A 21,274-nucleotide genomic window follows, 5' to 3' on the forward strand; every position below is an offset into this window, starting at 1 on the left:
CGGGTAAAATCGACCGAGCCAGATAGGCCCGTTTTCACGCCATGACCGACGAATAAGCGGAAGCCAATGCGCTCGCCGATCCCGACAATCGGCCGCTTTCCGCCGAACAGTTCGCTGCTGCCAAGAAAATGCCGCGCATCAAGATCATTCGCCGGGCACTGAAGTTGACGCAGGAAGAGTTTTTTTGCCCGCTATCACATTCCGCTCGAAACTTTGCGCGATTGGGAACAGAGCCGCAGCGAGCCGAATCAACCGGCCCGCGCCTATCTGAATGTCATGGCCGTCGATCCCGAAGGTACGCCGGCTGCGCTCCGTAGAGGCGCGGCCTGACGCGCCTTACCCCACAAAATCAAACAGCAGCTTCACATTCAGCGCCGCAATTACCACTGCGATGAGCCATGCAAACGCCGAGAGCCATCGCGGGGCGCACAGTTCACCCATCTTGGCGCGGTCGGCGGTGAACATGACCAGCGGGAAGACGGCGAAGGAAAGTTGTAGGCTCAGTACCACCTGCGTCAGTATCAGCAGTTGAGACGTGCCGCTTTCGCCGAAGGCGATGGTGACGCCGGCGGCGGGGATGATGGCGATGCCTCGGGTGATGAGGCGGCGCAGCCACGGGGCAAGCCGCATCTTGAGGAAACCTTCCATCACGATCTGGCCCGCAAGCGTTGCCGTAACAGTGGAGTTGATGCCACAGCACAAAAGCGCCACCCCGAACAGCGTCGGCGCAATCGCAAGGCCGAGCAGCGGCGCGAGCAGACTATGCGCTTCACCCAGTTCGGCAACGTTCGTCTGACCCGTTTTGTTGAAGGTCGCCGCTGCGAGGATGAGGATCGCGGCATTGATGACGAGAGCAAACGTCAGGGCGATGGTTGAATCGAGTGTCGCGAATTTGAGCGCCTCGCGTTTTTCGGCCAGCGTCTCGCCGATGGCGCGCGTCTGCACGATCCCTGAATGCAGATAGAGATTATGCGGCATAACCGTCGCGCCCAGAATGCCAAGCGCCAGATAGAGCATCTCGGGGTTGGTGACGATCTCCGTCGTCGGCGCAAAACCACGAATCACCTGGCTCCAGTCGGGATCGGCCAGCGCCAGCTGAATGGCGAAACACACCGCGATGACGCCGAGAAGCGTGATGACAAGCGCTTCCACCCAGCGGAAGCCAAGCCTTTGCAGATAAAGGATCAGGAACACGTCAAGCGCCGTGATGAGGACGCCAAGTTCGAGCGGAATGCCGAAAATCAGGTTGAGGCCGATAGCCGTCCCGATGACCTCGGCGATATCAGTCGCGATGATTGCGATTTCGGCCAGCAGCCAGAGGACCATCGCCACCGGTTTCGGATAGGCATCGCGACAGGCCTGCGCCAGATCGCGCCCGGAAGCAATCGCCAGACGGGCACAGAGCGCCTGTAGAACGACGGCCATGATGTTCGATATCAACGCCACCGTCAGCAGCGTGTAGCCAAACTTGGAACCGCCGGCGAGCGACGTTGCCCAGTTGCCGGGGTCCATGTAACCGACCGCGACGAGATATCCGGGTCCGAAGAACGCCATCGCCCGGCGAAACGTACCGGCATTCGGGCTTATCTTGATCGAGCTGTGAACGTCGGACAGCGAGAGATCGTCGCCATTCCGCCGCCATCCAAAGACAGGCTTGTCCATCTTGCGAACTTTCAAATGGAAATTGAATTAATGCAATTGCAAATCATTCGCATAAAAGGGTGTGAACTGGCAAGCGGAGTTTCGAAGCTGTGTGCCGGCGCGAGAGGTCGCAGTAACATTCGGCCTGAACGCAACCATCGGCGCAGCGCGTCATGGATTTAGTGAAATGAGCCCCCTCCTCCGTCATTCCAGCCTTAAGCCGGAAGCCAGCAAGCCAAAGTCTCTGGGCTGAAAAGACTCTTCTACGCAGCGTAGTAGCCAGTAAACAACGGGGACCCATGGCCAGTCCTACCGCAAAACCTCACGGCGTTGTCATCGCCTCTGCCCCGCCATTGCGGAACAGCCGCGTGCATGCCCGCGTTTGTCTGTCACGAAGCAAAGATAGTCCGGGGAAGTTCATGCGAGACGGCAATAAATTCAGCGTGGCGAACCAGCCTAACCGGTGGCCGAAATATATCATGGCACAGCGAAGGCCGCGCGACTGGCTGATGACCATCAGCGGCGTGGTGCTGCTGGTCATTGTCGCCGCCGCTGTCGCCATGGGTTATCTCGTCACCAGCCATCCCGGCAAGCCCGAGCCGAATACCGGCATCATCGAGGAAAACGCAGCGGAGAACGCCTGATATGCGGCGCAAGATGCGCCGCTTAACTCAGACCCTGAAGATGCCCGCTGAACTGCGCCTCATGCAGGCGGCTGTAATGGCCCTTGGCGGCCAGAAGCTCGGCATGGGCGCCGGTTTCGGCAATACCCGTCTGGTCTACTACCACGATGCGTGACGCATCGCGGATCGTTGCCAGCCGGTGGGCGATGACGAGCGTTGTGCGGCCCTTGGCAAGCTCCGTCAGCGATTGCTGGATGGCCCGCTCGGTTTCGGTATCCAGCGCTGAGGTCGCCTCGTCGAGAATAAGGATAGGCGGGTTCTTGAGGAACATGCGGGCAATGGCAAGACGCTGTTTCTGACCACCGGAAAGTTTCACGCCACGCTCACCGATGACGGTGTCGAGCCCCATCGGCATCGCTTCGATGACGCCATCGAGCCGGGCACGCCGCGCCGCATCCATGATTTCGACATCGGAAGCGCCGAGCCGGCCATATTCGATATTCTCGCGGATCGTGCCGCCAAACAGGAACACATCCTGCTGCACGATTCCTATCTGGTTGCGCAGCGAGGCAAGCTTCATCTTGCGGATATCGATGCCGTCAATGGTGATCGAACCGCTGGTGACATCATAAAAGCGCGGCAGCAGCGAGCAAAGCGTCGTTTTGCCCGCCCCCGAAGGCCCGACGAAGGCCACCGTCTCGCCCGCATTGATCTTCAGGTCGATATTGTCGAGAACCTGCTTGCCCTCGGCATAACCGAAACCAACATGGCGATATTCAATGGCGCCGGAAAGCGCCGGTGCCTCGATCGCATCCGGTGCGTCGATGATATCCGGCGCCGTGTCCAGAAGCTCGGTAAAGCGGCGGAAACCGGCAATGCCCTTCGGATAGGTCTCGATGACCGAGTTGATCTTTTCCACCGGGCGGAAAAACACGCCGACCAGAAGCAGGAAGCCAACGAAGCCGCCTTCCGTCAGGCCGCCATGCAGCACGAACCAGGCGCCGCAGATCATCACGATCATCTGCGTCAGCCGCATGCTCATGTAGCTGAGCGAAGTGCTGGCCGCCATGATCTTGTAGGCATCCAGCTTCGTGCGGCGGTATTTCTGGTTGTCCTTCTCAAACAGCGCGCGCTCGTGGTCCTCATTGGCAAAGGCCTGCACCACCCGCATGCCACCGACATTTTCCTCGATACGGGCGTTGAAATCGCCTACCCGACCATAGAGCGCGCGAAAGTTCTGCGTCATTCGGCCACCGTAACGGCTCGTCACCCAGGCGGTGACAGGCACGACGGCGGCGGTGACGAGCGCCAGCGGCACATTGACCGACAGCATCAGCAGGAAAGCGCCGATGAAGGTCATGATGGCGATGAACAGATCCTCGGGGCCGTGATGGGCCACCTCACCGATCTCTTCCAGATCCTTCGTCAGCCGGCCAACCAGATGACCGGTCTTCTGGTTGTCGAAATAGCGGAAGGAGAGCTTCTGCAGGTGGTCGAAAGCAAGCCGCCGCATGTCGGTCTCGATATTGATGCCGAGCATATGTCCCCAATAGGTGACGGTCGCCATCAACCCAGTATTCAGCACATAGATGACGAGCAACCCGACGGAGGCGGCGAGGATGATGCCCCATTCGCCACCCGGCAGCAGCACGTCCACGAAGGCTTTCACCGCCATCGGAAAACCGAGCTCAAGCACGCCCGACAGAACCGCGCAGGAAAAATCGAGAATGAACAGACCGCGATAGGGACGGTAATAGGCGAAGAAACGGCGCAGCATGGCGTGACCTGAAGAGCGGGCGCGGCAAGCGGAGGCCGCAATAAAAACGGAGTTCAATTGTCATATTTCAATGCGCGCGCCAAGACCGATGTTCTATTTTTACCAAAATCGTTCAATAGGCTGAGCGATAAACACACAACGGTAATGTGATACGGCTATATTGCACTTATATGTATTGGTGTGACAGAGTGAATGCACCCTTCGGGGAGAATGCGAGAAAGAGCCTGCCGTGAGTAATATTGACAGCCGTAAGCCCAGTGGCGAACCGAGATGGCTTGGTCCTGCAAGCCCGACGCGGATCGCCCTGATCCCGCCAATATCGGCTGCGCGCTGGCTGCTGGTTCTCGTCGCCCTTGCGGGCATCTACTTCTTCCACGGCTTTCTCGTTCCGGTTCTGGCCGCCCTTGTCATCGGCTTCGCCAGCTGGCCGGTCTACACGCGGCTTCTGCGGCAGGTGGGCGGCAACACCACGCTCGGCGCCTCCATCGCCATCATCCTCATCCTCACCTTCCTCGTGGTGCCGATTTTCATCGCCGCTTCCTATACGGCCAGCGAAATCCGCGAATGGTTCGGCTGGGCGGTGCATGTCAACAAGGTGGGCGCACCCGTGCCAGACTGGATCGCGGCGCTGCCCGGCGTAGGCTCCTGGCTCGGCGAGCAATGGGTGAAATATATCGGCACACCGGGTGCGATCGGCGAAGTGATCCAGCTCGTCAGCGGTGCCAATATCGGCAATATCTACCGGGCGATCCTCGCCGCGGGCAACGGCGCGTTCCACCTCGTGCTGACCCTGCTGTTCATGTTGATCGCGCTGTTCTTTGTCTATCGCAACGGTGCCGGCTTCTCCCATCAGGTCGATCTTGTGGGAGAACGCATCCTGCCGACGCGGTGGGAGCGCATTTCCCGCGTCGTGCCAGCCACCATCAGCTCCACCGTCACCGGCATGACATTGATCGCCATCGGCGAAGGCATAATCCTCGGCATTGCCTACTGGATTGCCGGCGTTCCCTCGCCCGTCACACTCGGCGTGCTCACCGGTGTCATGGCGCTCATCCCGGGCGGCGCGCCGCTTTCTTTCACTCTCGTATCGATCTATCTGGTCGCCAGCGGCTCTCCCGCTTATGGCCTGGGGCTATTCATCTGGGGTTCGGTCGAGCTTTTCATCGTCGACAAGACCATCCGTCCGAAACTCGTCGGCGGCCCGATCAAGCTGCCTTTTCTGCCGACCTTTTTCGGCCTCGTCGGCGGCGTCAAGACCATGGGCTTCCTCGGCCTCTTCATCGGCCCGGTGCTGATGGCGCTGCTGGTGGCAATCTGGCGGGAATGGGTGCGTGAAGTAGAAATCTCCGCTGGCACCGTCGACGTTCCGCCGACCCCTACAGCTGAAAATGACCCGCTCGACGACATCGTTGCGCGTGAAGAGGATAGCAACGAAGCGACGGCGTTCCGAAAAGCGGCGTCTTAAACCTCGTCTTCGTCATGCTCGGGCCCGTCCCTGGCATCTGCAACCCGACGATGTTACCAGACGTCGGCAGATCCCCGGCACGAGGCCGAGGATGACATCGCCAAGGGCGGCATCGAGTGTTCTGCAAAGCGCGCCGATAGCGCCCGCCTCGCCTTTAAAGCGTCTTCTCCATGAACAGGCTGAGCGGGTCCGGCTTATAGGGCGCAAACGCCTCAATCTCGACAAACCCCGCCTTGCGGTAAAGACCGATCGCCTCCGGCTGGCTGATGCCGGTTTCAAGCCGGATGGCCGTAAGCCCAAGCTCGGCGCCGCGCGCAATGAGCGTATCCATGATCAGCTTGCCGATCCGCAATCCCCTCGCCTCCGGATCGACGAACATGCGCTTGACCTCCGCCGTACCGTCACCCGCCTCCACCAGCGCGCCGCAGCCAACGACACGGCCATCATGCCGCGCCACGAAAAAGGAGACATTGTCCTTTTCCAGCTGGCCGATATCGACCAGATGATTGCTTTCGGCGGGATAAAGCGACGCCATATAGACGTTAGACAGATCGATAAGGCGCAGAACCGCTTCCTGCCGGGGTGTTTCAAGCTTGATTTCGGGGGCCAATGCGATGCCTGCTTTCTCTCAAAAAAATGCGTATTTCGTCGTAATGTCACTGCAATCGAGATAGATGAGTTTTTAGAGCATAATTCCCGACAGAGGCAACACACACCATGAAAACAGCCCTCGTTCTCATGACCTTCCTAGGCTGTGACGACACCGCCACCGATTGCCATTACCTCGCCACCTCGCAGCAGCGCTGGACGAGCATCGAACTATGCGACGCCGTGTCGGAGAAAGAGCTGGAACGTTTCGCAAATGCGTCCTACCCGGTCGTGGTGGCCGTGTGTCAGACACCGGGCGAGCAGACGCCCCAGACTGCGGGCAACGCGCCCGCAACGCAGCCTCCCGCCGCCACGGCCCCGGCCGGAACAGAGGAGCCACCGGCACAGGTCACGCAAAAGGAAGAAGAGAGCCTGACAAAACAGGCGATCAGCCGCGTCAGCCGCATCCTGCCCTCCACCGAAGGCGTGAAGCACCTGCTTGGAACGCCGGTCAGAATGGTGGAAAACAGCTATTCGTGGATTGCCAAGCGGTTCGAGAAGTAAGCCTCAGGCCGCCTCGACCGTCAGCGCTTCCGCATAGTGCCGCGCTTTCTGCCGTTCCTCGGCAATGGTCAGTTTACGCACGGCGTGCAAGAGTTCGAAAAGCGTTTCGGAACCATCGACGTTGCGGAAATGCGCAAGCAGTTCGGCCGATACAGAGGCTGCGGCCTGCGACAGATGCGATCGGGCGGCGCGGCGCCACATCAGCGTCGCCTCAATGAAGACATCAACGACATCGCCCAAAAGACCGACGGACTGGAACAGCGCCTTCAGCGCGTGCGGCCGTCCGGTCGCCAGAATGGCGCGCACCTTGCGGTCGTCGAGACCTGAGAGATTGACCATCGCCGCCGTGAAAAACTCCAGCCTGCCCGAACAGACGGCATGGATGAGAAGCGCCGGTGTCAGTTCCAGCCTTTGCCGCAGATGCTCCACCAGCGCCGGCAACTCCGGCGACGAAACATTGGCGGCGATGAGGATGGTGGCGGAATCTTCCGCTTCGCGGAAAATACTGTCGGCGCGGTTGCGCGCGATCAGGGCATGAACCAGCGCCGAACCTGCCAGGGCCTCGCTGACGCGCGCCATCAGAAGATGGCGGGTATCGGCGGGCAGCACCTCTCGGCACAGCAGCAGGTCGCGAATGTCGGCGTTGCAGCCATGCCGCTCGGCAATGCGGCGCAGCGAAAACGGTGTGATGAAGGCGTCGTCGTTCTCTAGAAGGATCATCGTTTCCGGCAGATCACCGACTTCGGCAAGTGCTGCGCAGACACCGCGCGGCAGGCCCCGCCTTGCCGCAATGAAGGCGCGTGTCAGGCTCTCGCCGCGCCCGGCAAGATCGACCAGATCGGCCTCGCCAAGAACCGGCGAGCGGGCAATCACGGTGCAGGCAATCTCCGGCTGGTCTTCGGCAAGCGAAACGAGAATGGCGCGCGGCGCATCGGGATCATCCGCCAGCGCCTCGGCAAGTGCCAGCCGCACGCGCGGAGAAGGGTCGTCGAGAAGATAGGTCATCGCCATATAGGCGGCGTCACGGTTCTCCCGCGCCATGTCTGAATGCAGATAGGCACGGCCAAGCGCATTGGCGGCCTTCGCCCGCTCGGTCGATCCAGCCTTTTCAGACCAGCGAAGAAATGCCTGTACGATCACCTGAGCCTCGAAACACATTCGCAACAATGGACGACGGCATCATTGCCGCCGCCATGTATAAAACTCTAGGCGCAAATAGTTTACGTTTGGTTCACCATAAAATTTAACAGTTGCCGGCGAAGAAGTTCTACGGCGCAGTAGACGGACGCTTCAACTGAAACACGTCGCTGCCGCCGTCGCAGTAGTCCATGTAACCCATACGGGCCACCGGACGTGCCAGTCCCATATCGATGCGACCATCACGAATGATCGTATCGTCGATGTGAATAGCCATGACCTGCCCTATCACCATCCACGAGTCCGCCGGCGTGCCGTCGATGTCCTTCAGCTGGATGATCTCGGTCACGCGGCATTCCAGAACGGCCAGCGCCTCCCCCACGAAGGGCGCATCCACCACCCGCCCGTCAACGGCAGTCAGACCGGCAAGCCGGAACTCGTCGACATCATAGTTCACCGGCGCAGAAGACGCGTTCATCCGGTCGACGAGGTGGCGGCTGACGAGGTTGGCGGTGAAGACACCGGTCTCCTCGACATTGCGAAGGCTGTCCTTGCGCCCGCTGGAGGAAAACATCACCAGCTTCGGCCGGTCCGAAATCGCGTTGAAAAACGAATAGGGCGACAGGTTGAAAGAGCCGTCCCGGCCTTTAGAACCAATCCAGCCGATCGGCCGGGGCGCGACGATAGCCTTGAACGGATCATGCGGCAGGCCGTGCTGGTTGGTGTCGGTGGTATAGAACATCAGACGTCCCCAACCCAGGTTACCACATCCGCAAGCTCCGGCCGTGGCCGCTCCACAAGCGGGAATGTCGTTGAGCCGATATGAATATATCCGGCGACCTTCTCGTCTGCGGCAATCCCCAGTTCCGACAGGAAGGCCGGGTCGAAGGCAAGCCATTCCGTCAGCCAGTTCGCCGCATAACCATTGGCGTTGGCGGCGAAGATGAGATTGAGGCACACCGCACCGGCGGACATGATCTGTTCCCATTCCGGAATCTTGAAATGCGGCTTGGCGGTGCTGATGACGGCGATGACAACGGGAGCGCGCGTGAAGCGGGTGCGCTCCGCGTCCTGCTGCTGCAGGTCCAGTTCCGGGTTCTTCTCAAGCGCGATCCGGAGAGCCTCCTCGCCCAGACGCACGCGGTCTTCGCCGCGATAAACGATGAAGCGCCACGGTGCCAGTTTGCCATGGTCAGGCACGCGCACGGCAAGGCGCAGGATTTCCTCGATTTCCGCTTTCGATGGACCCGGCTCGGCAAGTTGCAGGGCGGGGGTGGAGCGGCGAACCTTGAGATAGTCGAGGAGCTTGATGTCACTTGTCATGATCAAAATTCTTCCATTGTGCTGTCATCGCGAAATTATGGGCCTTGAAATAGCCACGGCATTGGTTTTGAAGTGATGCGGGAAAATCAAGAAGTCAATCGGTATCGAAAATGTCGGCAATCAAAATCGCGGCACGTCTGGCCATTGCGTTCGCCGCGATCGGCGTTTTATCACAGGCAGCCTTTTCGCAAGAACGCTTTCAAAGACTTCAAGCAGCTTGGCGGCACGCCTAAAATGCCGAAACTCAATGCGTTCACCGCTCCTACCGCCCCGAATGCCCCCGCAAGCACGGCCCGTGATATCGACATGGAAGCGAAACTGACGAGTGAAGGCGAAGCGGTGAAGGAAGGCCTTTCCTGGCGCGTCTTCAGCCCCATTCCGGGCGCTGACGGCAAATTGCCGATGCTGGCAAGCTCCGAGGGTGGTTCGGCGCAGTTCCATCTGGTACCCGGCGAATATTTCGTCAACGTTGCCTTCGGGCGCGCGGGTGTTACCAAGAAACTCAATGTTCCGAGCTCCGGTAATGTCCAGAAACAGGTGCTGATTCTCGATGCTGGCGGTTTCGTTCTGAATGCGATCGCGGGTTCCGACAAACAGATCTCCGCTAACCAGCTCAAATTTTCCGTCTATTCCTCCGACGCCCGACCGGATGGCGAGCGCGGCCTTGTCATGGCCGACATCAAGCCCAATACCGTCGTTCGCCTCAATGCCGGCACCTATCATGTCGTTTCCGAATACGGCAACGTCAATGCGGTGGTGCGCGCCGATATTCAGGTGGAGGCAGGCAAGCTGACCGAAGCGACCCTGCAGCATCAGGCGGCACAGATCACGCTCAAGCTCGTCTCCGAACAGGGCGGCGAAGCCATTGCCGATACGGCCTGGTCGGTGCTGAACGGCGGCGGCGACGTTGTGAACGAAAGCGTCAGCGCGTTTTCGACCATGGTTCTGGCGGAAGGCGAATATACCGCCATGGCCCGCAACAAGGACAAGGTCTACCAGCGCAACTTCAAGGTCACGTCCGGCCGGGACGCCGATGTGGAAGTGCTGATGAAGGATCAGGCGCCGGAAGACATGACCGGCGATTTCGAATAGGCCTCACTACCCTCAGCCAGTAACGAAAACGGCCCCCGAAGGGGCCGTTATTTTTTTACGCAACCTGCTTCTTCGCCGCAAGCTTGCGCTTCACATCCGGCGGCGTCGCCTCTTCCACGAGGCTTGTAATCGCGTCTTCGAGCGACATCGGCGTCTGGTTCTGCGAACCGAGACGGCGGATGTTGACAGTGCGCTCTTCCGCTTCCTTGCGTCCGCAGACGATGATGACCGGCACCTTGGTCACCGAGTGCTCGCGGACCTTGTAGTTGATCTTCTCGTTGCGGAAGTCGGTTTCGACAGCCATGCCCGCCTCGCGCAGTGCTTCGGCAACCTCGCGGCCATAATCGTCCGCATCCGAGGTGATCGTCGCGACCACGACCTGAAGCGGCGCGAACCACAATGGCATGTGACCGGCAAAGTTCTCGATCAGGATACCAAGGAAGCGCTCCATCGAGCCGCAGATGGCGCGATGGATCATCACCGGCTGCGTCTTTTCGGAGTTCTGGTCGATATAGAAGGCGCCGAAACGTTCCGGCAGGTTGAAGTCCACCTGCGTCGTGCCGCACTGCCATTCACGACCGATGGCATCCTTCAGCGTATATTCGAACTTTGGCCCGTAGAAAGCGCCCTCGCCCGGCAGAATGCCGGTCTTGATGCGGCCGCCGGACTGTTCCTCGATGGTCTTCAGAACCTCCATCATGACGCTTTCGGCACGGTCCCAGAGATCGTCGGAACCGACGCGCTTTTCCGGACGGGTCGAAAGCTTGACGACGATCTCGCTGAAACCGAAATCCTCATAGACCGAGAGGATCAGGTCGTTGATGCGCAGGCATTCAGCAGCCATCTGCTCTTCCGTGCAGAAGACATGCGCATCGTCCTGCGTGAAGCCGCGAACGCGCATCAGGCCATGCAGTGCACCTGAAGCTTCGTAGCGATGGACGTTGCCAAATTCAGCAAGGCGAACGGGCATTTCGCGGTAAGACTTCAAGCCATGCTTGAAGATCTGCACGTGGCCGGGGCAGTTCATCGGCTTCAAGGCAAAGACGCGCTGGTCCGCATCCTCGTCATCGGGATGGGTAAAGGCATGGGCGGATTTCACCGCGAACATGTTTTCCTGATACCAGCCCCAGTGACCGGAGGTTTCCCACAACGACTTGTCCAGCACCTGCGGCGCGTTGACTTCCTGATAGGTATTGGCAAGCCGACGGCGCATATAGGCCGTCAGCGTCTGGAACATGCGCCAGCCCTTGCCGTGCCAGAAGACCACGCCCGGACCTTCTTCCTGGAAATGGAACAGGTCCATTTCCCGGCCAAGACGGCGGTGGTCACGCTTTTCGGCTTCGGCCAGAACGTGCAGGTAATTGTCCAGCTCTTCCTGGGTCGCCCAGGCGGTGCCGTAGATGCGCGACAGCATCGCATTGTTGCTGTCACCACGCCAATAGGCGCCGGCTACCTTCATCAGCTTGAAGGCCGTACCGACCTGACCCGTGGACGCCATATGCGGGCCGCGGCAAAGATCGAACCAGTCGCCCTGATAATAGATCTTCAGGTCCTGACCTTCGGGAATGGCATCGACCAGCTCGACCTTGTAGTTTTCGCCCTTTGCGGCAAACACTTCCTTGGCCTTCTCGCGCGACCAGACTTCGCGGGTAAACGGCTTGTTGCGCTGAATGATCTCCTTCATCCGCTTTTCGATCTTCGGCAGATCTTCCGGCGTAAAAGGTTCGTTCTTGGCAAAGTCGTAATAGAAGCCGTTCTCGATGACAGGGCCGATCGTCACCTGCGTGCCGGGCCACAACTCCTGCACGGCCTCGGCCATGACGTGGGCGGCATCGTGGCGGATGAGTTCCAGCGCGCGGCTGTCCTCACGCGTGACGATTTCTATCTTGCCATCGGTGATTGCCTCGGACAAATCGCGCACGGTGCCATCAAGCGCAATGGCGACAGCCTTCTTCGCAAGCGATTTGGAGATGGATTCGGCGACCTCGCGGCCGGTCGTGCCGGCGGGATAGCTGCGTACGGAACCATCGGGAAATGTAAGGGAAACGGTTTGTGACATCGTCGAATGCTCCTGATCCAGTCCCGCCAACGAATGCGGGTGGTGTTGGAATAAAAAGAACGCCCTCTTTCGCAGATGGGCAGGCAGGCTGATAAAGAATTTTCCCGTTCCAGTCAAAGGTGAACGGCGGCTCAGCGAAGCATTTCGGCAATTCCATTGACGGTATTGGCGTTGCGGGTCGTGCCGATGCCGAGCTTCTTCGTGGTCAGCGCAGAGAGAAGCCGGCTTTCGCTTGGCTTGCCGCAAAAGTCGATCCACAGCTGACCGCCGACAATGGCGATCTTTTCCTTCTGGCGGTACTTCTCCAAGAGTCCAAGATAATCCCCGGCAAGCGGCTTGCGCATCACCCTTACGCAGACATCCGGTGGATTGCCATCCGGAAAGGGGTTTTTGGCAGTCAGGGCAAGCCAATCAGGCGCTGAGCGAACGAGAATATCGACGTGTTTGCCGAACCGTTTTTCAAAGGCGCGCTCCAATGCCTCCTCGATTTCGCAGACAGGCGCCTCCGGTGCACGGAAAACCAGATTTCCGGTCGCGACCAGCGTCCTGCATTCCTCAAAGCCCAGATCCTGCGCCATTTCACGCAGATCGGCCATGATGAGCCGCTTGCCCGCCCCGAGCACGATGCTGTGCAGAAGAGCGACATAGGTCATCGATGCAGCATCCAGTATCGCCAGGGCGTCCACCAGTGCTTGTCAGCGCCAAGCGTTTCCGGCACCGGGTCCAGCCCGCTGGTGCCGCCCGGACCGCAACGCGCGACGCGAAACAGCGTCATCCACCCGCCCGGCCAAAGTCCGTGGCGGGCAATCGCCTCATAGCCATATTCGGAACAGGTGGGAATGTGGCGGCAGGAATTGCCGACGAAACCCGACAAAGTCAGCTGATAGAGCCGAATGAAGCCAACGCCGAAAAGACGGCCTGGGGTCTTCGCAAACACTCCCCCCCAGTTGCGGGATCGCCCGACCTTATCCCCCGTCTTCTGATGTCCGCAGTCCGGTTCACCGCACATCGCCTAACCCGCAACGTTCAGAACCGGCCGGGCTTCGATCTGGTCGAGAGCATCGACCACCGCTTCGAAGGTCAGCATGGTCGAGGCGTGGCGTGCCTTGAAATCCCGGACGGGTGAAAGCAGCCGCATATCCTCGAAACGGCCTGTTGGCCCCTCGCCGCCCTGCTTCAGCATGGCGAGCATGTCTTCCCGCGCCTGCCGGATCTCACCGCTGGAAGCGCCGACGACATGATGCGCCATGATCGAGGCGGATGCCTGGCCGAGCGCGCACGCGCGAACCTCATGTGAAAAAGCCGTGACGATGCCGCCTTCCACCTTCAGATAGACCTTGAGTTTGGAGCCGCACAGCCGCGAGTGTTTTTCAGCGCTGGCATCGGCATCATCCAGCACGCCGGTCAGCGGAATATTTCCGGCAAATTCCAGAATTCGGTTGTTGTAGATATCGTCCATCATCAGGTATCCGGCGTTCAAGAATGCCCAAAAACGGGACAGGATATTTTTTTCAAACACAGCGTTTGTCGCAGTGGAGCTTTCCTGCCCTTCATTCCCATTATATGCTAACGAGCTTTCTGGACATCAAGCCGATATGAAATTAACGGCTCCGATACCGAAATATCAGCATCGGCCTTGCCAAAATGCTGTAAAACAACCAGATAGCAGCAACGGTGGACGAAGTCCCCGCTACGAAAAACAAAGTTCAGGTGCGGCCTTGACCCGCATCGGGAGAGACGGAATGGATGCGATCGTGAAGAATTTCCCCGGCGCTGGCGCAAAACCCGATGTGGCAGAGGCTCGCCCAAGCCAGACGGAAGCGGAAGAAGCAGTGCGCGTTCTTCTGCGCTGGGCAGGAGAAAATCCCGCCCGCGAAGGACTCCTGGACACGCCGAAGCGCGTTGCCAAGGCCTATCGCGAACTTTTCGCCGGTTACGAGCTGAACGTCCAGGACGTTCTCGGCACGACCTTCGAGGAAGTTGGCGGTTATGACGATGTGGTGCTGGTGCGCGACATCCCCTTCTTCTCCCATTGCGAACACCACATGGTTCCGATCGTCGGCAAAGCGCATGTCGCCTATCTTCCGGCCGGGCGCGTGCTCGGCCTGTCGAAGATCGCCCGCGTCGTTGAAATCTTTGGCCGCCGCCTGCAGACGCAGGAAAACATGACCGCGCAGATCGCAAGATCCATCGAGGAAACTCTGAAGCCGCGCGGCGTGGCCGTCATGATCGACGCCGAACATATGTGCATGTCCATGCGCGGCGTAAACAAGCAGGGGTCCACGACCCTCACCACCAGCTTCACCGGCACCTTCAAGAACGACCCGGCAGAGCAGGTGCGCTTCATGACCATGGTGCGGAACCGCTAACGGTTCCGCTTTTTCCCCGGGGTAGCAATGTCCATTTCGTTTCCGTCCGCGCCTGCGGACAAGGAAGTGCTTGAAAATTCAGGTCTCTTCTCACCGAAATTCGATGCCCACGGCCTTGTCACCGCCGTGGTCACCGATGCGCGTGATGGTGAATTGCTGATGGTCGCCCATATGAATGCGCAAGCCCTGTCGCTGACGCTGGAAACGGGCATCGCCCACTATTACAGCCGCTCGCGCGACAAGATCTGGAAAAAGGGCGAAACCTCCGGCAACCTGCAAACCGTGAAGGAATTCCGCACCGATTGCGATCAGGACGCCGTATGGCTGAAGGTCTCCGTCGCAGGTCATGACGCAACCTGCCATACCGGCCGCCGCTCCTGCTTCTACCGCACGGTCGAGTTGGCCGATGGCAATGCCGTCACCAGAATCACCGACGATACCCGCCATTTCGACCCGGCGACTACCTATTCTGGCACGTGAACGGCCACCTTCCATCCGCCGCACCAATTTGCTACCAATAATTCAGGATTCGGGGAGGAACAGACCGGGTCCTGGGAGCAGGCAGGGAGTGTACGGTCATGTTGGGCTGGGGAAGCAATCGTCACAATGCTCTTGCGGCTGGCAGCACCGAAACAATCGTCAACGAGGTCGTTGATACGCGCCGGATTGCGCTTGCGCTCGGCGGCGGTGCTGCGCGCGGCTGGGCCCATATCGGCGTCCTGAGGGCACTAGACGAAGCCGGTGTAAAAATCGGCATGATTGCCGGAACCTCGATAGGCGCGCTGGTCGGCGGTTGTTATCTCGCCGGAAAGCTCGATGAGCTGGAGGAATTTGCCCGTTCGCTGACAATGCGGCGTATTGCCGGCCTGCTCGATCTGACGATCGGCGGCGGCGGTCTCTTCGGCGGCATGCGGCTGACTAAGCGCATGCAGGAGCATCTCGAAGGCTTGCGCGTCGAAAACCTCGAGCACCCTTTCATCGCCGTCGCCACGGAATTGCGCACCGGCCACGAGGTCTGGATTCACCAGGGCGACCTCGTCACCGCACTGCGCTCATCCTATGCGTTGCCGGGCATTTTCGAGCCCGTGCAATGCAACGGCCGCACCCTGATCGACGGCGCTCTCGTCAACCCCGTGCCGGTTTCGGTCTGCAGGGCCTATGAGCAGGCGCTCGTCGTCGCCGTCAATCTCAATTACGATCTGTTCGGCCGCTCTGCCGTGGTCAAACATTCCTCTTCGCCCCCGAATGGCGCAGCACCTTCCCTGGAAGGTCCGCCGCGCCCCGGCCTGCCTGGCGTCATGGTGCAGGCCTTCAATATCATTCAGGACCGGATTTCGCGCTCGCGCCTGGCGGGCGACCCGCCCGACCTCATGCTGCATCCCCGTATCAACGATATCGGCCTCTCGGAATTCCATCGCGCCAGCGAAGCCATCGACAGGGGATACGAGGAAACACGCGCCCGCGTTCCCGAGCTGGAGCGCATGCAGCAGGCGTTCCGACGCTAACTTACACTACAAATATTCGTGCTGAGCATTCCAGCTTGCGGTAGCCGCAGCCTCCTAGGCCGTCATTCCTGCGCGTGTCACAGGAATGACGGAGTCGTTTCGAAATGACTATTGCGGACGCGCCGGAAACGAAACCTCATCCGGCGATATAGGCCTTGATATGTTCGGCTTCCGCCTCGATCTCGCCGATCCGCGCCTTTACCACGTCACCGATGGAGATGATGCCGGCAAGACGACCGTCGTCCTCAACCGGAATATGGCGGAACCGCCCTCCGGTCATGATTTCCATCAATTCGTCGGTGGTGGAATTGTGATGACAGCGGATGACGTTCTTCGTCATGGCCACCGAAACGGATTGCAGAAGGGAGGCAGCGCCCTCGCCTGCCACGACCTTCACCAGATCGCGTTCCGTGAAAATACCGAGAACGACGCCGTCGGCATCGGTCACGACGAGTGCACCGATCTTGTGCGCATTCAGCGTTGCTGCCGCCTCGCCGATGCTTACGCTCGGACCCACAGTCACGACATTCCGGCCCTTGCGGTCGAGAAGATCTTTTACGAATGTTGCCATGCCTTCCTCCTCCTGTCAGCAATCTGCAACGCGGCGAAGTCTCTCCGCGGTTGCAAATCATGGAACATGGTGCGCTGAGGCCTATGCGAATGCAATCCCGGATGGGACCTGCACAAGCAAATTTGCGCCACGGCCGACAAGGAGCGTGATCGCGCTATACCGGGTGTTCCACACTTCCACTGGAAAGGTTCCCGCGGATCGGGCGATCGAACAGGCCGAAGAACAGGAAGCCGAGCAGAAAGCCGAAGACATGCGCATCCCAGGCGACTTCACCGCCGACATCGCCAAGCAGCGGCACGCCGACCGCGATCAGGACATTGCCGAAAAGCCACATCAGCGTGAAGATCAGCACGGTCCTGTTCGAAAGCGCCGCGACAATGCTCTGCCTCGGCATCAGATGGCCGAAAGAGGCGCTGTAGCCGCCGCGTGACGGGAAAGCGAAACGGCATGCGGCTCCCATCAGCGCCGAAACGACACCTGATGCTCCGATCAGAACCGTCACATCGCCCCAGTTCAGCGCCGCGTGGCCAAAAGCTGAAACGGCGGCGGATATGCACCATAACAGTACGAAGCGAAGCGTTCCGATCCGGCGCAGAACCGGCGCGCCAAAGGCCATCAACCACAATCCGTTAAAAAGAATATGCTCGATGCCGCCATGCAGAAAAGAATATGTCACCGGCGTCCAGAGCCATTCCAGCCCCTGCTGGGATAATGGCACCGCGTAACGCAGCGGAATGAAGCCGAAGGTGAAGATGAACCAGCCGTTGCCATCCTCCGAAAGAAGATAGGCCGGAACCACGAAGGCCAAGAGCAGCGCCGCCAATATGCCGACCAGAAGCGGCGGCAGGTTGAAGACGGGATTATGTGCGTCCTCTTTCAGTTCCTGACTTTCCGAAACCGGCGGCTGTTCGCCGTCGCCGTTGGACATGATTCCATCCCTGTTTTTGTGGAAATTTGCGTCCCCCGAGCAATATAGGAAGCCCGGGCGAAAAAAAAGCCGTCCTGCCTTTCGAGCCACGACGCAAAAACAGCAATCGGTTCGAGCGCCTGTACCCAGGGGCAGTCCGGCCTGCACGCCCGCCGTAAAGTTACGGGCGAAAGCATCAATTGTGCTGACTGGGAGCATGTCCCCGACATGGCCGCAGCGATGCCACGACCTTGGTCGTCGCGCAATCTCAACCATTTGTTAACCTTAACAAAATCGGTTGGCATGAAATTCGCTACACCACAAGTAACAGACGTTCGGATGGACATGATGTCCCAAAAACGAACATGGAGAACGATGCTATGAAGAGCATGGCCGGACTGGAGATATATGCCTATTGGGACACGCTGCGCGGCAATAAACCTGCGCCCCGCCGAGAAGACTTCGATCCCGCAAAGCTGAAACATCATCTCGGCGACCTCTTCATCCTCGTGGACAAGGGAGAAAGGACGCCATTCTTCCGCCTTGCAGGCACGCACCTGTGCGACCTGTTCGGCAGGGAATTGCGCGACAGCCCGTTCTCGGATCTGTGGCCGGCGGCAAGTGCCACCTTCCCCTGCCGCGTCGCACGCGGCATCCTGCAACATCAATTGCCCGTGGTGTTCGATATCGAAGCGGAGGACGACCATGGCGCAGCGCCGCTTGCTTTCGAAATGCTGCTGTTGCCGCTAAGTTCGGATAATGACACAGCCCCGAGATTGCTCGGAGCGCTGCTGCCGGAGCGGCCCCGTCACGAATTCGCAGCACCGATCAGTTGCCTCGTCATGAAAAGCAGCCGCCTGCTACGCATGGATATCGCGCCGACAACGTATTCTACGAATGCGCGAACCGCTGTCATGCCGCATGCGGTAACCCGCTGACTGCCGCATCCCACCCCGCATGGTGAAGGTGGATCGCGTATGATCGCGCCGGAATTTCGTAAGAAATACGTCAAAGCTGTAACGATTTTGACGATTGCAAAAATTGTAAGGGTTAAACAATACAGTCTGTTAACCCGGGCGGCGTAGAGATTTGTCATCATCACTGGTTACAATTGCGCTGCCATGTTCTCATCACGTTCGGTCAACATTGCCCAAACCCTGCGTCCGGTTGAAGAGGTTCACTTCGACGATCCCGTCCGTGTGTCCTTCACTGGTCGCCTCATGTTACCCGATCACCAGGAATATGATTGCACCGCAACCGAGATGACCGCGGAAAGAGCGCTGTTCGCCTGCTCGGGCATTGCGCGCAACGGTGATCGCGTCATCTCCTATCTCCAGCATATCGGCCGCATCGAAGGAACGGTTACGGCGCTTACCGCGTCGGGCTTCGTCATTGCCATCAATGCGCCCGAACGCAAGCGGGAAAAGCTGGCCGCCCAGCTCGCATGGATCGCCAAGCGCCAGCTGCTCGGCCTGCCGGAAGACCGCCGCCACGACCGCCTGACACCACGCAACACCCGGGCACATCTGATGCTGGAAGACGGCGTGCTTCTCGCCTGCCGGCTGATCGACCTTTCCTTGTCGGGCGCAGCCATCGAGATCGAAAACAGGCCTCCACTCGGCACCAGGGTCCAGCTTGGCAAGAACATGAGCGGCAAGATCGTACGCCACTTCATGGAAGGCGTTGCGGTCGAATTCGACCGGGTCCAGTCGCCCGACGCCCTGATCGAATTTCTCTAGATCATCTTTCAGTAATACCGTGGAGCGGTATGTCCGTGCGGCAAGTGCGGCATTTGCCAGATCTTGTCACGGCTATCGCTTTCCGGCGCTCCGGCCGTGGGCCGGAATACAGCCAGCCCAGATCTCTTGGCCGAAAAAGCTTTTCCCGCCACGCAGGCGCACATCGATCCGATTCCGGCTCAAGGCCGGAATGATGGGAGCAGACTGCTCTCGTCTACAAAAATGCCGCTCGTGCATTTGCGCTGACAGTCTAAAATACTGCTTTCCAGCACTTTGGATTCCGTTGAAGCTGACTTCCGTGCTATCCGGTCAGAGTGCCCGGCGCGCTCCATTTCGCGTTAGTTCCTGCGCAAAACCGCACTGGAAAATCCCGTTCCAGGCATTTTTTCCAAGAAAAAAACAGTTTTCTTGAAGTTTTTTTCGCTGCCTTTTTGCCCTGTCCCGACTTGAAACACCAATCCCAAAACGGGAAATCCGCGTCTTCGATACGCTCCGCGGCCTGACTACCCAGCATCGCAAAAATATCTCTGTGCCAAAAATCGCTTTCAATACAGCAGCCTAAATGGCTACCAAAAACCTAAGGTCGAGATGCGTAAAATTGTAATAAAATTTGCTTCAAACACGCGTAAAAACTAACTCGAATACAGTTCAAAACAAGCGCTAATTTGCTGAAATATAAGCTCAAATTGACACGCGCATCTTTCCGCGGGGTCAAAATATACATGCGAGTGTCTCCTCAACACGGGGAGACAAGCAATGAACAAAAACAACCGTTTCGGTTTCTTTCTGATCGCATTCATCGTCAGCGCCATCGCCCATCAGGCCAGCGCTTCGCCATCCGCCGCCATGCGCGTGATCGGCAAGGCCAACCCGCCGATTGGCCACTACGAGTTCTGCCAGACCTATCAGAGCGAATGCCAGCCGACATCGCTGGATAACGGCCCGATGAAACTGACCGAAGAGCGCTGGAAGACGATGCTCGACGTCAACTATACCGCCAACACCACGATCACGCCGATGACCGACATGGAAATCTACGGCGTCGAAGAGCGCTGGGCCTACCCGACCACGGTCGGCGATTGCGAAGATTTCGTGCTTCTGAAGCGCAAAATGCTGATGAACAAGGGCTTCTCCGCCAACAACCTGCTGATCACGGTTGTTCTGCAGCCGAATGGCGAAGGCCATGCAGTTCTGACCGTTCGCACCGATCGCGGTGATTTCGTCCTCGACAACATGCGCAACAAGGTCATGAACTGGTCGGAGACCGAATATACCTACCTGAAGCGTCAGGACACCGCCAATCCCGGACGCTGGGTGAAAATACAGGATGGCCGCGCCACCACTGCGGTTGGCGGCATCAACTGAAGCCACCCAAACCCACGCAAATACCGTCTCCCCAAATGAAAAAGCCGGCTCCGCGAAGGAAGCCGGCTTTTTCATTTCAATCACATCCATTGACGATCAGAGCAGGCCTAGCTCGGCCAGTTCCCTCTTGAGGTCGGAGGGCATCTCCTCGCCGCCGAAATCACCGCCGCCGAGATCGCGTGGGGCCTCGTTGTCCTTGAGATAGCGCCAGCCCTGAAACGGCCGCTTCGGCGCAGGCGACGTCTCGATCACCTCGGGGCCGAGAATGAGATCGCAGCGGGTAATGCCGTCGTCGCCCTTGAAGGAACGTATGTCGAGAAGTTTCTGCCGCGCCTGCACCTGGCCCTTGATGACCCAATAGAGCGAACCGCCTTCCAGCAATTCTTCAAGCCGTTTCGGGATCATCCGCGTGGTGTGGACGCTGTGCGGCTCAAGGCCAGCGGCGATCGCGGTCAGCGAGCGATGCGCGACCCAGTCTCTCAAGTCCTGGAGTGAATCCGCGCCGACGCAAAGTTTTATAAGATGTAAAGGCATATGCTTATCAATGCC

Annotated in this window: 22 protein-coding genes and 2 pseudogenes; 11 read left to right on the forward strand and 13 right to left on the reverse strand. The window is 59.0% G+C overall.

Annotated elements, in window-relative coordinates:
- Positions 1-41: 41 nt before the first annotated feature.
- Positions 42-330: pseudogene (locus QE432_RS26670) on the forward strand (helix-turn-helix domain-containing protein).
- 6 nt (positions 331-336) lie between these two features.
- Here QE432_RS26670 and QE432_RS21240 read toward each other — a convergent pair.
- Complete coding sequence (locus QE432_RS21240) at positions 337-1,662, reverse strand: Nramp family divalent metal transporter (RefSeq protein ID WP_013636297.1); 1,326 nt, start codon at positions 1,660-1,662, stop codon at positions 337-339.
- Between the two features lie 398 nt (positions 1,663-2,060).
- Here QE432_RS21240 and QE432_RS21245 point away from each other — a divergent pair, with 398 nt between their 5' ends.
- Positions 2,061-2,285, forward strand: a complete 225-nt coding sequence (locus QE432_RS21245) for a hypothetical protein (protein ID WP_111804497.1) — start codon at positions 2,061-2,063, stop codon at positions 2,283-2,285.
- Positions 2,286-2,307: 22 nt separating this feature from the next.
- Here QE432_RS21245 and QE432_RS21250 read toward each other — a convergent pair whose 3' ends face one another.
- On the reverse strand, positions 2,308-4,041 hold the full coding sequence (locus tag QE432_RS21250) for an ABC transporter ATP-binding protein (RefSeq protein ID WP_035252137.1): 1,734 nt from the start codon (positions 4,039-4,041) through the stop codon (positions 2,308-2,310).
- A 229-nt stretch (positions 4,042-4,270) separates the two neighbouring features.
- On the opposite strand from QE432_RS21250, the gene QE432_RS21255 reads away from it, so the two are divergent.
- On the forward strand, positions 4,271-5,506 hold the full coding sequence (locus tag QE432_RS21255; protein ID WP_306625552.1) for an AI-2E family transporter: 1,236 nt from the start codon (positions 4,271-4,273) through the stop codon (positions 5,504-5,506).
- A 154-nt stretch (positions 5,507-5,660) separates the two neighbouring features.
- Here the strand turns inward: QE432_RS21255 and QE432_RS21260 are convergent, their stop codons facing one another.
- Positions 5,661-6,116: a GNAT family N-acetyltransferase gene (locus QE432_RS21260; protein ID WP_025593662.1), complete on the reverse strand. Its 456-nt coding sequence runs from the start codon at positions 6,114-6,116 to the stop codon at positions 5,661-5,663.
- 107 nt (positions 6,117-6,223) lie between these two features.
- Between QE432_RS21260 and QE432_RS21265 the strand changes: the two genes are divergently transcribed.
- A complete protein-coding gene (locus tag QE432_RS21265) occupies positions 6,224-6,658 on the forward strand; it encodes a hypothetical protein (protein WP_003515657.1) in 435 nt (144 codons plus the stop codon).
- A 3-nt stretch (positions 6,659-6,661) separates the two neighbouring features.
- Here the strand turns inward: QE432_RS21265 and QE432_RS21270 are convergent, their stop codons facing one another.
- The 3 genes from QE432_RS21270 to QE432_RS21280 form a co-directional block, all read right to left on the reverse strand.
- Positions 6,662-7,816: a DUF2336 domain-containing protein gene (locus QE432_RS21270; protein WP_111799542.1), complete on the reverse strand. Its 1,155-nt coding sequence runs from the start codon at positions 7,814-7,816 to the stop codon at positions 6,662-6,664.
- A gap of 109 nt (positions 7,817-7,925) precedes the next feature.
- On the reverse strand, positions 7,926-8,537 hold the full coding sequence (locus QE432_RS21275) for a flavin reductase family protein (protein WP_065660862.1): 612 nt from the start codon (positions 8,535-8,537) through the stop codon (positions 7,926-7,928).
- Positions 8,537-9,118, reverse strand: a complete 582-nt coding sequence (locus QE432_RS21280; protein WP_025593669.1) for a nitroreductase family protein — start codon at positions 9,116-9,118, stop codon at positions 8,537-8,539. The genes QE432_RS21275 and QE432_RS21280 overlap by 1 nt, the downstream gene beginning before the upstream one ends.
- A gap of 110 nt (positions 9,119-9,228) precedes the next feature.
- Between QE432_RS21280 and QE432_RS21285 the strand changes: the two are divergent.
- Positions 9,229-10,210: pseudogene (locus tag QE432_RS21285) on the forward strand (hypothetical protein).
- 55 nt (positions 10,211-10,265) lie between these two features.
- Here the strand turns inward: QE432_RS21285 and thrS are convergent.
- The 4 genes from thrS to QE432_RS21305 all read right to left on the reverse strand — a co-directional run bounded on the left by thrS (position 10,266) and on the right by QE432_RS21305 (position 13,728).
- Positions 10,266-12,269: a threonine--tRNA ligase gene (gene thrS, locus QE432_RS21290; RefSeq protein WP_003515666.1), complete on the reverse strand. Its 2,004-nt coding sequence runs from the start codon at positions 12,267-12,269 to the stop codon at positions 10,266-10,268.
- A 131-nt stretch (positions 12,270-12,400) separates the two neighbouring features.
- The gene (locus tag QE432_RS21295) at positions 12,401-12,922 is read right to left on the reverse strand and encodes a DUF1697 domain-containing protein (RefSeq protein WP_306625554.1); all 522 of its coding nucleotides are present in this window, start codon (positions 12,920-12,922) and stop codon (positions 12,401-12,403) included.
- Positions 12,919-13,278, reverse strand: a complete 360-nt coding sequence (gene yidD / locus QE432_RS21300; RefSeq protein WP_111799539.1) for a membrane protein insertion efficiency factor YidD — start codon at positions 13,276-13,278, stop codon at positions 12,919-12,921. Before yidD ends, QE432_RS21295 begins: the two co-directional genes overlap by 4 nt.
- Positions 13,279-13,281: 3 nt before the next feature.
- The gene (locus QE432_RS21305; protein ID WP_306627110.1) at positions 13,282-13,728 is read right to left on the reverse strand and encodes an iron-sulfur cluster assembly scaffold protein; all 447 of its coding nucleotides are present in this window, start codon (positions 13,726-13,728) and stop codon (positions 13,282-13,284) included.
- A 283-nt stretch (positions 13,729-14,011) separates the two neighbouring features.
- On the opposite strand from QE432_RS21305, the gene folE reads away from it, so the two are divergent.
- The 3 genes from folE (at position 14,012) to QE432_RS21320 (ending at position 16,143) form a co-directional block, all read left to right on the forward strand.
- Positions 14,012-14,638 (forward strand): GTP cyclohydrolase I FolE, encoded by a 627-nt coding sequence (gene folE, locus QE432_RS21310; RefSeq protein ID WP_003515674.1) that lies wholly within the window; start codon positions 14,012-14,014, stop codon positions 14,636-14,638.
- A gap of 27 nt (positions 14,639-14,665) precedes the next feature.
- On the forward strand, positions 14,666-15,118 hold the full coding sequence (gene hisI, locus QE432_RS21315) for a phosphoribosyl-AMP cyclohydrolase (RefSeq protein ID WP_013636306.1): 453 nt from the start codon (positions 14,666-14,668) through the stop codon (positions 15,116-15,118).
- Positions 15,119-15,216: 98 nt separating this feature from the next.
- Positions 15,217-16,143, forward strand: coding sequence for a patatin-like phospholipase family protein (locus QE432_RS21320; protein WP_111782456.1), 927 nt, complete (start codon positions 15,217-15,219; stop codon positions 16,141-16,143).
- A 136-nt stretch (positions 16,144-16,279) separates the two neighbouring features.
- Here QE432_RS21320 and QE432_RS21325 read toward each other — a convergent pair whose 3' ends face one another.
- A complete protein-coding gene (locus QE432_RS21325; protein ID WP_003515681.1) occupies positions 16,280-16,714 on the reverse strand; it encodes a CBS domain-containing protein in 435 nt (144 codons plus the stop codon).
- A 154-nt stretch (positions 16,715-16,868) separates the two neighbouring features.
- Positions 16,869-17,642 (reverse strand): rhomboid family intramembrane serine protease, encoded by a 774-nt coding sequence (locus tag QE432_RS21330; protein WP_174065385.1) that lies wholly within the window; start codon positions 17,640-17,642, stop codon positions 16,869-16,871.
- A 359-nt stretch (positions 17,643-18,001) separates the two neighbouring features.
- Between QE432_RS21330 and QE432_RS21335 the strand changes: the two genes are divergently transcribed.
- The 3 genes from QE432_RS21335 to QE432_RS21345 all read left to right on the forward strand — a co-directional run bounded on the left by QE432_RS21335 (position 18,002) and on the right by QE432_RS21345 (position 20,725).
- Positions 18,002-18,559 (forward strand): PAS domain-containing protein, encoded by a 558-nt coding sequence (locus QE432_RS21335; protein WP_025593679.1) that lies wholly within the window; start codon positions 18,002-18,004, stop codon positions 18,557-18,559.
- Positions 18,560-18,742: 183 nt separating this feature from the next.
- A complete protein-coding gene (locus tag QE432_RS21340) occupies positions 18,743-19,360 on the forward strand; it encodes a PilZ domain-containing protein (RefSeq protein ID WP_065659306.1) in 618 nt (205 codons plus the stop codon).
- Between the two features lie 756 nt (positions 19,361-20,116).
- Positions 20,117-20,725 carry a transglutaminase-like cysteine peptidase gene (locus QE432_RS21345; protein ID WP_019566128.1) on the forward strand — a complete coding sequence of 203 codons (609 nt, stop codon included), beginning with the start codon at positions 20,117-20,119 and terminating at the stop codon, positions 20,723-20,725.
- A gap of 96 nt (positions 20,726-20,821) precedes the next feature.
- Here QE432_RS21345 and QE432_RS21350 read toward each other — a convergent pair whose 3' ends face one another.
- The gene (locus QE432_RS21350; protein ID WP_003515697.1) at positions 20,822-21,259 is read right to left on the reverse strand and encodes a DUF1489 family protein; all 438 of its coding nucleotides are present in this window, start codon (positions 21,257-21,259) and stop codon (positions 20,822-20,824) included.
- Positions 21,260-21,274 lie beyond the last annotated feature (15 nt).

This window comes from Agrobacterium sp. SORGH_AS_0745 (genome assembly GCF_030818995.1).
GTDB lineage: Bacteria > Pseudomonadota > Alphaproteobacteria > Rhizobiales > Rhizobiaceae > Agrobacterium > Agrobacterium tumefaciens.

Excerpts from the sequence above, each read along its gene's own strand:
- QE432_RS21240 (WP_013636297.1), bottom strand. The coding sequence starts at position 1,662 with ATGGACAAGCCTGTCTTTGGATGGCGGCGGAATGGCGACGATCTCTCG.
- QE432_RS21245 (WP_111804497.1), top strand. The coding sequence starts at position 2,061 with ATGCGAGACGGCAATAAATTCAGCGTGGCGAACCAGCCTAACCGGTGG.
- QE432_RS21250 (WP_035252137.1), bottom strand. The coding sequence starts at position 4,041 with ATGCTGCGCCGTTTCTTCGCCTATTACCGTCCCTATCGCGGTCTGTTC.
- QE432_RS21265 (WP_003515657.1), top strand. The coding sequence starts at position 6,224 with ATGAAAACAGCCCTCGTTCTCATGACCTTCCTAGGCTGTGACGACACC.
- QE432_RS21270 (WP_111799542.1), bottom strand. The coding sequence starts at position 7,816 with ATGTGTTTCGAGGCTCAGGTGATCGTACAGGCATTTCTTCGCTGGTCT.
- QE432_RS21275 (WP_065660862.1), bottom strand. The coding sequence starts at position 8,537 with ATGTTCTATACCACCGACACCAACCAGCACGGCCTGCCGCATGATCCG.
- QE432_RS21280 (WP_025593669.1), bottom strand. The coding sequence starts at position 9,118 with ATGACAAGTGACATCAAGCTCCTCGACTATCTCAAGGTTCGCCGCTCC.
- thrS (WP_003515666.1), bottom strand. The coding sequence starts at position 12,269 with ATGTCACAAACCGTTTCCCTTACATTTCCCGATGGTTCCGTACGCAGC.
- QE432_RS21295 (WP_306625554.1), bottom strand. The coding sequence starts at position 12,922 with ATGACCTATGTCGCTCTTCTGCACAGCATCGTGCTCGGGGCGGGCAAG.
- yidD (WP_111799539.1), bottom strand. The coding sequence starts at position 13,278 with ATGTGCGGTGAACCGGACTGCGGACATCAGAAGACGGGGGATAAGGTC.
- QE432_RS21305 (WP_306627110.1), bottom strand. The coding sequence starts at position 13,728 with ATGGACGATATCTACAACAACCGAATTCTGGAATTTGCCGGAAATATT.
- folE (WP_003515674.1), top strand. The coding sequence starts at position 14,012 with ATGGATGCGATCGTGAAGAATTTCCCCGGCGCTGGCGCAAAACCCGAT.
- hisI (WP_013636306.1), top strand. The coding sequence starts at position 14,666 with ATGTCCATTTCGTTTCCGTCCGCGCCTGCGGACAAGGAAGTGCTTGAA.
- QE432_RS21320 (WP_111782456.1), top strand. The coding sequence starts at position 15,217 with ATGTTGGGCTGGGGAAGCAATCGTCACAATGCTCTTGCGGCTGGCAGC.
- QE432_RS21325 (WP_003515681.1), bottom strand. The coding sequence starts at position 16,714 with ATGGCAACATTCGTAAAAGATCTTCTCGACCGCAAGGGCCGGAATGTC.
- QE432_RS21330 (WP_174065385.1), bottom strand. The coding sequence starts at position 17,642 with ATGTCCAACGGCGACGGCGAACAGCCGCCGGTTTCGGAAAGTCAGGAA.
- QE432_RS21335 (WP_025593679.1), top strand. The coding sequence starts at position 18,002 with ATGAAGAGCATGGCCGGACTGGAGATATATGCCTATTGGGACACGCTG.
- QE432_RS21340 (WP_065659306.1), top strand. The coding sequence starts at position 18,743 with ATGTTCTCATCACGTTCGGTCAACATTGCCCAAACCCTGCGTCCGGTT.
- QE432_RS21345 (WP_019566128.1), top strand. The coding sequence starts at position 20,117 with ATGAACAAAAACAACCGTTTCGGTTTCTTTCTGATCGCATTCATCGTC.
- QE432_RS21350 (WP_003515697.1), bottom strand. The coding sequence starts at position 21,259 with ATGCCTTTACATCTTATAAAACTTTGCGTCGGCGCGGATTCACTCCAG.